This is a genomic window from Dendronalium phyllosphericum CENA369 (genome assembly GCF_016056275.1).
Classification (GTDB): Bacteria; Cyanobacteriota; Cyanobacteriia; order Cyanobacteriales; family Nostocaceae; genus Dendronalium; species Dendronalium phyllosphericum.
Genome location: NZ_JAECZA010000104.1, coordinates 1 through 13,172 on the forward strand (window position 1 = coordinate 1; position 13,172 = coordinate 13,172).

Genomic DNA, 13,172 nt, shown 5'->3' on the forward strand with positions numbered 1-13,172 from the left:
TAATTATTATTTCTTGTCTCCCTCATCTCCCCCATCTCCCTCATCTCCCCCAACTACTCCCGCCATTCCCCAAGCAAGGTAAAACTTGCCCAGAAATAAGGATTACGCCACTGCTCTTGTTGCCAAAGTTGAATTTGTGCAGCTCTGAGGGCAGCAGCGGGAGATTTTCCCTGTTGCAACATTTGGCTGTAGAATTCTCGCATTAACGCAGATGTCGCTTCATCGTCTACGTTCCACAAAGACACTACAACTCTAGCTGCACCTGCATACATCAATCCTCTTGTCAACCCTACTAATCCTTCTCCTTTAACTTCTTTACCCAACCCTGTTTTACAAGCACTCAGCACCACTAACTCTGCTGGAAAATTGAGATTGAAGATATCATCTAGTCGCAAAAAGCCTCTTTGGGGCTGACCTTGTTTATCTATCAGAGACAGTACTATTCCCGATAATTCTGGCTCGGTGCTATTAACGAAACCGTGGGTAGCAAAATGAATTATGCGGTATTGGCTGAGTTGTTTGCTAGTTGCCCAATTGTAGTTAGCATCAAAATCCAAAGCTTCCAATCCCTCTGAAGGCGGTACGAGTTTCAAAATCTCTTGGGCCTCAGTACGAGTGCCTTTGAGTCTTTCAACGCTGCTACGGTTGATTTCATCAGCAGACCGCTTGAGAGCAGATGCTTGTAGTTGAAGATTGGGGTCGTTAGTCTTATTTGCGGGTTTGGCAGCTACGCGCTCATCTGTAGCACTGAATACCGGGTCGGCAAGGACGGCTAGATTTTTCGGCGCTTTGGTACGCCCTTTGAGTTCTTTTCGCAAAATGGCAATGGTAGAAGCGGAAGGCAGACTGATAATTTCATGGTTGACTACCAATGGTTGATAATTTGACGCATTTGCCGATTTTCCTGATGTTAATGCGGCAAAAGGAATGTATTGCAAAGCATCATCACCAACAACTACTAAGCGTTTTTGCCCCAACTTATCCGCCACGGGTGCGAGGATTAGTTTACTAAGTTCGTCAGCAGCTTGAGCGGTTTCTTCTGGGGAAAATCCTTTAATTCCAGAGTTTTTTAAGTAATTGTTGTAAAAGTTTTTTGCTACTTTTTCTATTTGGGCGCGTCCGGGGAGTTGATAACTGTTGAGAGAATTAGATGTGACTAGCCAGAGATAGCTGCGCCCTTCACCCAAAGAATACTCTAACAGCAGAGTATTTTTATCTAATTGTTGCTGAATTTGCGGCAAGGCGATCGCGTCGGGATATTTCAGTGCAGCATATTCAGGACTTTGAGCGCGGATTTTTGCTTTTAGCTGTTGCTGTTGGTCGAGAAGATTTGTCAGTTGTACTGTTAGGGCTGTAAGTTGTTGCGGAGTATTATTTTGATTGGATAGCTGTGAAAGTTTTTTCTCTGTGGCATCAATTTGCCATTGTAAATTACTTTCTTGGGTTAAAAGTTTTGGGTCAACGCCTTTTTTGACATCTACATTCGCTTCGCTTAACAGTTCTACTAAAGTTCTGGCGCGGGAGCGTTCGCTGGCTTGCAGTGCCAATGCGTCGTATCCTTGCGATGAATTTTGCTTGTGCAACTGCATTAGTAAATCGATGTAAAACTCATAATACTTCTGCACGGTGGCAAAGTAAGAAGTACGCAGTTCTTGGCTGGAAACTTTGCTGCGCGTATCCTCAACGATTTTGATTGTGGATTCAATTTGAGTTCGAGCGGCTTTGAGATTGCCTCGATCGCGTTCTGTAAGAGCAATATGATAAAGTGCGTCAGCTTCACTCGTGCGATCGCCCAAGGTTCGCAACAGTGTTAATTGTTGATTGTAAGTGGCGATCGCTTGTTGCGGCTGCTTCAATGAATTGTAAGAGTCGCCGATGTTACCTAAAACCTTAGCCTCTGCATCCCGATACTGTAACTTTCGCCACTGAGATACAGCTTGGGTAGAGAAATCCAAAGCTTTTTGATAATCGCCTGATGCTTGGTATATCCTACCCAACAAAGCCAATGCAGAAGCTTCTACAAAGCCGCTTTTTTGTTGACGTGACGTTGAAAGCAGCTGATTGGCAACTGAGAGCGCTTTGGGATAATCTTTTAATGATTCATAAACTCTGATAACACCTGTGAGTGTGCCAAATTCCTGAAAAACAGCTTTTTGTTCGCGCCACAATACTAGTGCTTGGTTGTAATAATCCAATGCTTTGGGATAATCTTCTGCTAATCGATAAACGCTACCAATATTATCGAGAATTTGCGCTTGCGAACTGCGATCGCCTATCTGCTTAAATATCTCTAGTGCTTGGTTGTAAGTTTCCACACTTAAGGTATAGTCGCCCAACAAACTATATACTAAAGCGATACCCTTGAGCGTATCAGCTTCAGCACTGCGATCGCCAACCTGACGGCTGAGTTCTAATGCTTGGTTGTATGAGTTGAGTGCTTGCTGATAATCGCCGAATGACTGATAAATTGCGGCAATGTTGTTAAGGGTAAAAGCTTCTCTGCTACGATTGCGATCGCTATGCTGAATCGCTAATGCTTGGTTTAATGCATCGAGGGCTTTTTGCTTGTCACCCAAGGAGTCGTAGACAATACTCATTTGGTTGAGAATTTCAGCTTCACCATTACTTAAACCCACCTTTTGAAAAAGCGATCGCGTTTGATTATAGTAGTCTATTGCCTTTTGAGATTGACCCAAGGCATGATAAGTACCAGCGATCGCCGAGAGAGTCGAGGCTTGTTGAGCGAGGTTCAAGGTCAAAGCTGGGCCAGACAGATTCTTTTGAGATTGTTGCAATTGCAGCGCTTGGTTTAAAGAGTCTAGTGCCTTTTGATTTTCACCTACAGAGATGTAGACTGCACCGATAATGGTTAAGATGTCGGCTTGTTCGGCGACTTCCTTTCTTGTACGTTGAATTGCCAAGGCTTGATTTAAAGAATTCAATGCCTTTTGAGGTTCGCCCAAGCCTGTGTAGATTTTGCCGATAGTATAGAGTGTGTCGGCTTGTCCGGGCAAATCCTTCTGGGCAATTTGAATTGTCAGCCCTTGATTGTAGAAGTCAAGTGACTTTTTTGTGTCGCCTAACTCCAAGTAAACTTTACCAATACCAATCAGCGTATTTGCTTGTAAATTGCGATCGCCGATTTCTTGCCAGATTTTCAGTGCTTGTTGGTATTTAGCGATCGCTTCTCGCTTAGATTCTGCTGTACCTTGTCCGTAAAGTTTCTGTCCTTGTATCAACAATTGTTGTCCCCACGCACGTTTGCTATTTTCTGGCGTTGTTGACTGTTGTGCTATCTGCAATTGCGTGCTTCTCGCTGTAGCCCCTACCGCATCAGCAAGCAAAACTACACTAAGTAATACAGTTATACTGCAACGAGTAAAATAAGATGGAAAGCGCTTTAAAACAAACATAGACTTGAAAAAATAAACAGCCACAGCAATATTGACGCAGACAAAAATGCTGCCAGTAGTCAATTATTTAGTTTTTCTCAGAGAAATTGCCGAAAATTTATTGTTATTTTACGAGTGGTTTTTGCCACTGAGTTGGAATCTTGCCACGTCAGTAGGATGTGTTACCGCGTAGCGTAAGTACCAAAATCTTGAGATGGTGGGTTATGCCTCGTCCCTATTTTCTGTCTCTAGAAGTTATTCAGAAATTAAATCAGATTGCTATATCTGCAATTAAAAATATTACCTTATCGATACAGACAAAACATCAGCCTGAGTTATCGATTTATTAATATAAGTTTTGCATTCATCTTTTTTGCCAAGTATAAAAAATATTTTCAGACATTTATTATCTTAGCTGATGTGAAATTATACATATATTTTTTATGAAAACGTAAATTATTCTACATATTTTATAGTTATCTCTTTCGATAGAAGGAAAGCTATATTTCAATTAATAAGCTATCGATAAGTATTTTAATGCATTAAATTATGAACATTATTGCTTGGATAATTCTAGGTTTGATCGCTGGAGCTATAGCTAAAGCTATTTACCCCGGTCGTCAGGGTGGTGGCATCTTTGCAACCATGATTTTAGGTATCATCGGTGCTGTGATTGGAGGAACTTTAGTTACACTTTTAGACACAGGAAAATTACAACTCACTGCCGCAAGTCTCAGTATTTCTGGCATCATAGTTGCTATTATTGGCGCAATAGTTGCGATTTTTATCTGGAGTTTGTTAACTCGGCATAGCAGTTATTAGTACATTATCAATAGCAACTATAGTTAGAGGCGATCTATTAGAAGCTAACTTTTTTTCGTTAATAATAAATAAAATCACTCCTATCGTTTCAAAATAGGAGTGATTTATCGTTTATTGCTAATTCTAAATTATCTTAAAAATCTGTAATTGATGAAAGCTGATGAAGATTAGAAGGGAGAATCTAAATTATTCTATAATCTTCTTCACTTCATCTTTGATGTTTTCTGTAGTGTGAATAACCTGAGCTTCAGCTTGTTTGTTTTGTCCTTCTGCCTTGTCTGCTGGATTGCCTGTCACTTCTCCAACTATTTCTTGTAATTTACCTTCAATGTTTTTTGCGGTAGCTTCTACTCTTTTTTCGATACTCATAGTGTTTTGTTTTACCTTTAGTTACTTGAACTGCTGACTAAAAGTAAAAATATCACGAATGTACATTTTTTATATCTCTAATTAGATAGATTTAAATTTTAACTATTTAATAACTTCAGATAGATGCGTTATGAAATGGTAAGATGTCTTAACAAGCAAATATTTAATTAAGCAAATTTTATACTTATCAATGGTTATCTTCAGGTTTTGCTGAGAGTACGCATCTATGCATCCTTGATGGTAGCCTGCGGCAAGTCGCTGTGCGTCTAAATTAACAAAAAGCAAGTTTGATTTACAAGGAAAAACATTAGAGTGGCAACAAAGCATCAGAAAAATCTGTGGGCGAAAGAGATAAATGACATCATTCGCGGTGCTTGTGGAGGTTTTTTATTTGGGATACCGTTACTGTATACTATGGAAGTTTGGTGGATTGGCTCGCTTGTCGAACCCAAACAAGTAATGCTGGCGATCGCATTAATGTTTATTGCTGTTTTCTTACTCAATCAGACAGAAGGCTTTCGTAAACGCAGACGTAATTTGCGAGTTTATGAAACAGTAATAGATACAGTAGAAGCAATTGCGATCGGTCTAGTTTGTTCTACTTTGGTGCTACTGTTATTGCGAGAATTAACATTTGAAACTTCTCTAAGAGAAATCTTAGGTAAAATCATTTTTGAAAGCGTACCATTTACCCTTGGTGTAGCATTAGCCAACCAATTCTTAGGAGATAGCAGTGGTAGCAATGCTGCTAATACAGAAGAAAAAAGCCATCCAAACAGCCCCACCAAACACGATGGAGACGAGTTACAAGCCACTCTCTCTGACATGGGTGCAACTTTAATTGGTGCAACAGTAATTGCATTTAACATCGCCCCAACAGATGAAATTCCCATGCTAGCAGCTGCGGTATCACCACCCTGGCTTTTAGCAATTATCGTTGCATCTTTGGCAATCTCTTATGGGATTGTATTTCAAGCAGGCTTTTCAGACCAAAAAAAACGCAGACAGCAGCAAGGAATCTTCCAACGACCATCAAGCGAAACAATTATGTCTTACTTATTATCCTTATTTGCAGGCGCTTTTATGCTGTGGTTCTTTCAAAAAATAACTTTAGACGATCCGTGGACGATGTGGTTAGAACATGCTTTGGTGCTAGGTTTACCTGCAACTATTGGTGGTGCGGCTGGTAGATTAGCAATATGACTAATACAGAAGAACAAAAACCTCAAAAATCGCCCGCGGAGTGGGTAACATTTAGTGCTGCCTCATTTATCCTAGCAGTAATTGTCGGATTAGTAGTCTACACTTGGATTGAAGACAAGCACGAACCTCCTGTCCTTTCTGTGACTAACAAAACTGTTAGGGAAATAAAGGGACAATTTTATGTTCCCTTTGAAGTCGTAAATACTGGAGGAGAAACAGCCGAGTCAGTTCAGATTATGGCTGAGTTACAGATTGATGGCAAAGTAGCAGAAACAGGAGAACAACAAATAGATTTTTTATCTCGTGGCGAAAAGGAAGAAGGTGCATTTATATTTAGTAAAAATCCCCGCCAAGGTAAGTTAACTCTACGCGTTTCTAGTTATAAATCACCTTAGTACCGCAAGGCGAAATTAAAAATTAAACTCAACAATTTATACGAATTAGTATAAGTCCTAATTTTTACAGTCGATTTGCACCGTACAATTTCTCCCTTGTGCTTTTGCTTGATAGAGTCCTTGGTCAGCAGCAGCAATTAAGGTTGCGGGAGATGATTGGTTATGAGGAATAATGGTTGCCACACCAAGACTAAGGGTGATAAATTCATAGACTTGAGAATTTGGATGAGGCAGTTGCAATTCTCTAATATTGGTCTGGATCTCTGTTGCTACTGCGATCGCTCCTTCAACATCAGTATTGGGTAAAATGACAGCAAACTCTTCTCCACCATACCGAGCAACTAAATCAGCAGGGCGTTTTACTATCTGAGAGATTGCCCAGGCAACATGTCTGAGTGCATCGTCTCCTGCTAGATGTCCGTAGGTATCGTTGTAAAGCTTAAAGAAATCGACATCGCACAAAATTAAGGATAGCGAAGCTTGCTCTCGTGCTAACCTTTGCCACTCTGCATTCAGCGTATCATCGAAGCAGCGTCGATTTGCTACTTGGGTCAGACCATCCGAAGAGGCAAGGCGCTGTAATTCTTGGTTTGCTAGTTGTAATTGATGGTAAAGTTCGGATTGTTGAATAGCGATCGCAGCTTGACTTGCTAACTGGTTAAACAAGTTAATCTCCGATTGCTGCCACCTTCTAGTGTGACTGCATTGATGAGCAATTAATAGCCCCCACAAACGCTCTTGCTGCAAAATCGGCACAACAAGGTTTGCCCGGATTTCCAGACTGAGGAGGAGGTCAACATGACACGGCGATAGTCCCGCTGTTTCAATATTTTCAATCGCTCTACTATTACCTTGTTGATAATAACTGGCATGTGTAGATTGAAAGCACGTGTCCATAACATTAAATCCCAAAATGGATATGCACCCTTGTGCCAAGGATTCTACTGCTACTAAGCCACTCCAGTCTGGCTGAAACTGATAGATAACTACTCGGTCTACCTCAAACAGTTGTCGCACTTCATCTGCTGTGGTTTGCAGAATCTCGTTTAATTCCAACGATTGCCGAATCCGCTGGGTTACAGCTGCGACAATTCGCTCTGACTCGCTTTGGTGTTGAACGCGCTGCTCAAGCAGCTGAGAATCTGCTGATGCTATAGTTAAAGCGATCGGGTCGAAGTGAGGGGTTGTAGTGGCGGGAACAGCACTAGGTCTGGCAATCAAATAGCCTTGAGCAAACGTTGCGCCTCGTTCTCGCAGCCAGTTCAGTTCCTCTATACACTCAATTCCTTCGGCGACGGTCTGAATATTTAACTTTTGAGTAATCTCTAGAAGCTTCTCGGTAATCGAGGCTTTATACAGGTTTTGATGCACATTCCGAATTAACTCCATGTCCAATTTGATAAAGTCTGGACGTAACTGATGCAGCAAGTTCAAACTGGAATAACCAGAACCAAGGTCATCAAGGGCAACCAAAAACCCAGTATCCCTATAGTATTGCAGCACGGCTTTGAGATGGGCTAAATCTTGAGGATTATCTGACTCCACGACTTCAAAGACAATTCGCTCGTGCTCAATGCCTGCTCGATCGATTGCTTCTACCGTACTGTGTAGGCAAGAAATGGGGTCATAAAGAGCCGTTGGTGCAAAATTAATGAAAATATGCCCGCTGACTTGATGGCGGTTGGCTTCTGTAATTGCTTTAAGGCGAGCAACTCGGTCGAGTTGTGGCAACAGTCCGGCTTCGGTTGCTAATTCCAGGATCGATCCCGGTGGTACTAGATTGTCTTGTTCGTCCAGCCCTCGCAAGAGCAATTCATATCCATAAATCTGAGATGTGTCCTGAATTGAGACGATGGGTTGAAAATGAATGGTGAATTTTTCTCTTGCCAGCATTTCAACCAGCCAGTCTGACTGATTAAATTTAATAAAGCGCTGCAATGAAGCAATGTCACTAAAATCTTGGAGTTGAGGTTGGATAGCACCTCGAAGAAAAAGAACTTGCGTTTCTTTTAATTCCCTCGGTGCAAGGATTTGAGCTAAAGTACGGGCAATTTCTTGAGCCTGTCCGGGTCTACAGTTCAAAGTCAGACCCGGCCGTTCGTCCATCAGTTCGTACTCAAGAGCGAACTGCTGTAGGTAGGAGGTGACTTTTGTCAAAGTATGAGGAATGGGGAACCAGAGAAAGAGCCTACCTGCTTCCCCAGTTCGGCAGCGCACAGTATTGTGACAAGCACAAGTCTTGGAGGTAGCACACTTTTGGCTCATAGATAACCGCCTTATTCAACCCGATTTATTTTAGTGTTCCCGCCAGTCTGACTGTAAGAAATGAATTGCACTTTAAGTAGGTGAAGATTTTATGAGTTAGATAATTTAGCTTATTGGGTAACTCACTAATAGCGTGAAACTTTACCTGATTGTTGTAGGTAAAACGCCTTAGCACAGAGTAGTGACTGGTGTGGAGTAGAAATATTCAAGGAAGCTGGGGTAATTTAAAGAATGTTAGTTTTTTTAATTTTAATCATATTTCAATTTAGCAATACTCAAAAATACTAGTTTCTCTAACCTTAACCAACTATAAATTTGTCATATATGTCAAGTAGAACCAGACTTTTCTTAAATTTTTTTTACACATTTATTTTGATTTAAGTAAATAATACAAATTCACTTCAATAATAGACTTAATAGTGATTAAAAACTTTACATTAAATGTATGGTGACTTTTACCAGTGCATAATAATAAAAAGTAATCATGAAGCGTAATTTTCCAGAAAAATGCTATAAATAACTTTTGAAATTATCAGATATTAAAAACTAAATATTGATCGTAATAGTTTGATTTTCATAAATATCAACTCTTGAAGTGACGGAAGACCATATTGAAAATTTGATTAATGTACTGAATTACAACGATTGTTAAATTGGGCGATCGCACCGATATTCTAGATTAAATTCGGCAATTGCTGCATTCAAAAATAGTACTTTAATGACAATTAAACAAAATTAAAATGTTTGTCATGAGCGATAATAATAAAATTAATGTTATTTTAATCACTATTACAATCTTTGGGCATTAAATTAGAAATAAACTCATTTTATAGTTGACACAAAATATTTTCATAGCTAGACTTTTGAAGTCCTCCACTGTTAAAAAGTCGTAAAATGAGTAATTTTTCCGGCAAAGTGGCCCTAGTGACGGGTGGTGCTTCTGGCTTGGGGCAAGGTTTGTGTGAGGAGCTTTCGCGGCGCGGTGCTAGAGTCGTACTGACTGATATCAATGCAGAAGCTGCGCTCAAGCTAGCGAAGCATTTGCAGCAAGCAGGGAGAGATGTAGAAGCTGCAAGTTTAGATGTAACAAGCCCAGAGCGCGTTGCACAAGTCATTAGTACTGTGATAAATGACTATGGGCGGCTCGACTATGTGTTTAATAACGCTGGCGTTGGAGTGGGAGGAGAATTTCAGGAACTCGATCCCGCGACGTGGCAGCGCACTGTAGATATCAATCTACTTGGTGTTGTCTATGTAATGTACGCAGCCTATCAACAAATGATCCACCAGCGTAGCGGTCATATCGTGAATATTGCTTCTATGTATGGCTTAATGCCTGGTGTCTTATGTTCGCCTTACGTAGCAACTAAACATGCCTTAACTGGTCTAACTCAGTCAGTGGCATCAGAAGCCAAAAATCATGGAATCAAGCTGACAGTTGTATGTCCTGGTTATATTGATACCAATCTTTTCAAAAGCGGTGCTTACGGCAAAAGTGTCAATGCAGAACAGATTAAAAGTCGCATACCCCTAAAATTTATTGATGTGCCGACTGCTGTCAAAAATATACTGCATGGGGTAGAAAAGGGACAATTAATCGTAGCATTTCCCAGGTATGTGCATGTGTTTTGGTGGATATACCGCTTGAGTCCCCAATTGTCGTTGCTAATTAATAATTTCATTATGCGTAAACAGCGGCAACGTTATGGCTCTCTCTAGGATGCAATTTAGAAGTAAGTCTGAGCGGAGGGTTCCTCTGCTCAGAACTTTGGAGCTTTGTTTGTGTAGCTGCATTTAGTCTGACGGAATGATTTCTGTTTTTTTAGACTAAATAACTGGTATTTGGCACAATTGGAAAGAAAGCATACTCGTACCATGCAGTCCAGACAAAACTGCGAATCCACCGCGATCGCTTTTGTTGGCTCAATTCATAGGCAAATGCGCCCTCAGATGAATCGATAGAAGATAAGTGAGAATTGCAACCGCAACCGTGTTGATAAGTAAAGCCGTACTTAGAGGCAATACTTTGTACTTTCATTTGGATAGCAAACACCTTGCCAGCATGTAAGATGGCATCCCAGGAACGCTTATGTTCTATGTCGCGCTTGTCAAATCTCAGAGCGCGTTCTTCAAATACATGATCTCGATAAATGGGAGCTAAATGTACGTGATAGAAACTCGCAGGCAATTCATAACCAAACTCACAAAAAAGATCGATGCCAATGCGAGCTACTTTTACCTCATTAGCATACTCAGTTCCTTTTGACTCAAACTCACTCAGAATTTCTTCAAAGTTTGGATAGTTGTGAATCATCAAGTCATAACCGTAGAATTCTAAAGTTTCCCATCCTAGATGTCCAAATAACTGGGAAAATGAAGGTTTTAGAGAAGCTAGCGCTTTGTTGTCGCTAAATAAATCAACATCACCTTGTTGTAATTTGTATAGGAACAACTGAGCCATCTCAATATAACTTTGTCGATTGCATCCGACATTTGCCGTTCCCCTAGCAATGTCTTGCCATACAGGAGGCAGTTGAGAAACAAGAAGCGCATTTTCCCCTGCAATGACTGTAACATCGGGAACTTCAAGAAGCTGCATATGCAATATCCATTACGACTTTAAACAGCAATTTACCGCAAACATTACTTATTTCGTTGTATCAACATAATAAAAAAATGTTTTACAGACTGTCTTTTGACAAAAATCGAAAAGGCTCTCAACGAAAACTAGCAAAACGATTTATTGTCAGTCTAAATTTTGTTTGCAGTTGACTCAGAAGATGCTGACGCTGTTACTGGAACGCCATAATGAGATTGGTAGATGCTGTAAATAAATAGAATCCCTTCAAGTCAAGTGCTGTCAGGGATTATTAACATTACGAAGGCGTGGTATTTAACCCTTTACTAATAAACTTTTGCGACGCTGACGCATCTTAATCATCCCAAAGCCCAGTCCGAGAACGAACAAGCCAGCCCCAGCAGAAGGTTCGGGAGTAGATTTGAAGTTACCTTTGAGTGCATCTCCGTCATTACCGCACTCTAGGAAAATATTACTAACATAGTTGCCACTGCCAATTAATGCTTTGTCAAATGCAAAGCCAATGGTGTAGTCTCCTGTAGCAGAAAAATGTCCGAAATCGAGTCCAGCAGCACTCAACTCATTGGCACTGAGCATGGAGATATTACCTACTTTCGTACCTGAACCAATGGCGTTGAGAAGAGGGGTGTTATTCCAAGTTGGATTCTGAGCAGCTGTAGTTGGGTAGTAATAGTTGTAAACATCTTGTGCAGTCGCAAAGTCCGTGCCTTGGGTGTTATTCTGACCCCAACCCCAGTCATAATACCACTTCAAGTTACTGTAGCCACCATGCTCAGTAGTTGTACTCTTGGCTGTCACTCCTTGATAAACTCCCGTTGACAAGCCACTGCCGTAGTCGGCAAACTTGACTGCAAATAACTGTCCGTTATTGCTAGCAGTCTGAAAGTCTTGGCCTGAGAAGTTAAAGAACAAGTCACTCCAGCCAATGTGGACAGAGTTACCGGGATGCCAATAATCATCCGGGTCGGTTGTTCCACCCAAGGGCATCCCACCAGTGAGCGCAACATAAACTTTATCACCTGACTGTTTGACAGCCATACCTTTAATGTCATAAACGGCTCCGCCAGAGCCATCACTAAAAGAGTCAATACCGTAGTTCCAATTGTTATAGAGCTGTCCGGCATTTGCTTTTTGTCCAGCTAGTGACATCAGGCTAAGAGTAACGGCTGCTGTGTAAAGAAAAGCTCTTTTAATACGCATTGATTTACCAGGAGTAAGAATGAGTTGTTTCCGTGTCAATAGCTTACTCAAGTTACTATAAAGCTCTTAGCTTTCAGGGGTAGAATCTGGATAAAATTTTAGTAAAATTTATTACTAAAATTCTATTAAATACCAAATAATACGTACGTATAGAAAAAATAGGATTGATTAGGTTGTAGCAAGCAGCCGATAACAAAAGGCTAGAGGCTTTACTAGAATGGTCTTAAGTCCCGCTATGCGAACTTAAGGCAATGACATTCTTCATTCTGCATTGCACTCAAGCTAGAATCGCTATATTATTGCTGGAAATATTTGTAAGCAGTTGCGTTACGCTGCGGCTGCAACGAGCGCCGCACAATGATTTCAAGGCGCACAATGCTAAAACTTCAAAATTGCTACTCAATCGCTACTCAAAAATCGCCAAAAGCCTTATCATTCCTGACTTTACAAGTTGATAGTAATTTTCATTAAGCCTAGAGCGAGTACAACTACCTAATAAGTTCGTTATCTTAACTTTCTAATAGCTATGAACGAAGGGAAAATAGTCTATTACATTTCTGGAAACTGGGGAGGAAAGGCGATTCTAGTAGCATTATGCGGGGAAACAACGATCTACACTCATGCTTCATCATTCTTACGTGAAAAAACGTGACCTATTTCCGGGGGGAGATAGGTCACGTTTGTTTTGATAGCAATTACTTATTAGACAAAAAGAGAATTTTGTACCTTCATGTATGATGGCTATTTTTCTAATATCAACAATTTTCTTAATCCAAAAATAAAAGTACGTTGCTATTGCTGCGGCGGTGCAGTGCCGAACTGGTGTTTAGAAGAAGATGAAACAGAATGGTACTGCCCCTGGTGCGGCGAGATTGGTGACTCGTCTTTCTGGGCTGCCACCAATCCCCAATCCCCAATCCCCAATCC

At 40.8% G+C, this 13,172-nt stretch carries 9 protein-coding genes; 4 read left to right on the top strand and 5 right to left on the bottom strand.

From position 1 onward, the window contains the following. Positions 1-53: 53 nt before the first annotated feature. Positions 54-3,413 carry a CHAT domain-containing tetratricopeptide repeat protein gene (locus I8752_RS19245; protein ID WP_214433904.1) on the bottom strand — a complete coding sequence of 1,120 codons (3,360 nt, stop codon included), beginning with the start codon at positions 3,411-3,413 and terminating at the stop codon, positions 54-56. 528 nt (positions 3,414-3,941) lie between these two features. Between I8752_RS19245 and I8752_RS19250 the strand changes: the two genes are divergently transcribed. Further along, complete coding sequence (locus I8752_RS19250; RefSeq protein WP_214433905.1) at positions 3,942-4,214, top strand: GlsB/YeaQ/YmgE family stress response membrane protein; 273 nt, start codon at positions 3,942-3,944, stop codon at positions 4,212-4,214. A 186-nt stretch (positions 4,215-4,400) separates the two neighbouring features. Here I8752_RS19250 and I8752_RS19255 read toward each other — a convergent pair whose 3' ends face one another. Next, positions 4,401-4,583 carry a CsbD family protein gene (locus I8752_RS19255; RefSeq protein ID WP_214433906.1) on the bottom strand — a complete coding sequence of 61 codons (183 nt, stop codon included), beginning with the start codon at positions 4,581-4,583 and terminating at the stop codon, positions 4,401-4,403. Between the two features lie 306 nt (positions 4,584-4,889). Here I8752_RS19255 and I8752_RS19260 point away from each other — a divergent pair, with 306 nt between their 5' ends. Both I8752_RS19260 and I8752_RS19265 read left to right on the top strand, forming a co-directional pair. Further along, entirely contained in the window at positions 4,890-5,786 is an 897-nt protein-coding gene (locus I8752_RS19260) for a TIGR02587 family membrane protein (RefSeq protein WP_318780867.1), read from the top strand. Beyond that, entirely contained in the window at positions 5,783-6,181 is a 399-nt protein-coding gene (locus I8752_RS19265; RefSeq protein WP_214433908.1) for a TIGR02588 family protein, read from the top strand. Before I8752_RS19260 ends, I8752_RS19265 begins: the two co-directional genes overlap by 4 nt. Positions 6,182-6,238: 57 nt before the next feature. On the opposite strand, the gene I8752_RS19270 is transcribed toward I8752_RS19265, so the two are convergent. Beyond that, positions 6,239-8,446: an EAL domain-containing protein gene (locus I8752_RS19270; RefSeq protein ID WP_214433909.1), complete on the bottom strand. Its 2,208-nt coding sequence runs from the start codon at positions 8,444-8,446 to the stop codon at positions 6,239-6,241. Between the two features lie 894 nt (positions 8,447-9,340). Here I8752_RS19270 and I8752_RS19275 point away from each other — a divergent pair. Beyond that, on the top strand, positions 9,341-10,165 hold the full coding sequence (locus I8752_RS19275; RefSeq protein ID WP_214433910.1) for an SDR family NAD(P)-dependent oxidoreductase: 825 nt from the start codon (positions 9,341-9,343) through the stop codon (positions 10,163-10,165). A gap of 103 nt (positions 10,166-10,268) precedes the next feature. Here the strand turns inward: I8752_RS19275 and I8752_RS19280 are convergent, their stop codons facing one another. Continuing rightward, positions 10,269-11,045 carry a hypothetical protein gene (locus tag I8752_RS19280; protein WP_214433911.1) on the bottom strand — a complete coding sequence of 259 codons (777 nt, stop codon included), beginning with the start codon at positions 11,043-11,045 and terminating at the stop codon, positions 10,269-10,271. Between the two features lie 294 nt (positions 11,046-11,339). Next, entirely contained in the window at positions 11,340-12,245 is a 906-nt protein-coding gene (locus tag I8752_RS19285; protein ID WP_214433912.1) for an XDD3 family exosortase-dependent surface protein, read from the bottom strand. Positions 12,246-13,172 lie beyond the last annotated feature (927 nt).

Coding starts and splice junctions, on each gene's coding strand:
- I8752_RS19245 (WP_214433904.1), bottom strand. CDS start 3,413: ATGTTTGTTTTAAAGCGCTTTCCATCTTATTTTACTCGTTGCAGTATA.
- I8752_RS19250 (WP_214433905.1), top strand. CDS start 3,942: ATGAACATTATTGCTTGGATAATTCTAGGTTTGATCGCTGGAGCTATA.
- I8752_RS19255 (WP_214433906.1), bottom strand. CDS start 4,583: ATGAGTATCGAAAAAAGAGTAGAAGCTACCGCAAAAAACATTGAAGGT.
- I8752_RS19265 (WP_214433908.1), top strand. CDS start 5,783: ATGACTAATACAGAAGAACAAAAACCTCAAAAATCGCCCGCGGAGTGG.
- I8752_RS19270 (WP_214433909.1), bottom strand. CDS start 8,446: ATGAGCCAAAAGTGTGCTACCTCCAAGACTTGTGCTTGTCACAATACT.
- I8752_RS19275 (WP_214433910.1), top strand. CDS start 9,341: ATGAGTAATTTTTCCGGCAAAGTGGCCCTAGTGACGGGTGGTGCTTCT.
- I8752_RS19280 (WP_214433911.1), bottom strand. CDS start 11,045: ATGCAGCTTCTTGAAGTTCCCGATGTTACAGTCATTGCAGGGGAAAAT.
- I8752_RS19285 (WP_214433912.1), bottom strand. CDS start 12,245: ATGCGTATTAAAAGAGCTTTTCTTTACACAGCAGCCGTTACTCTTAGC.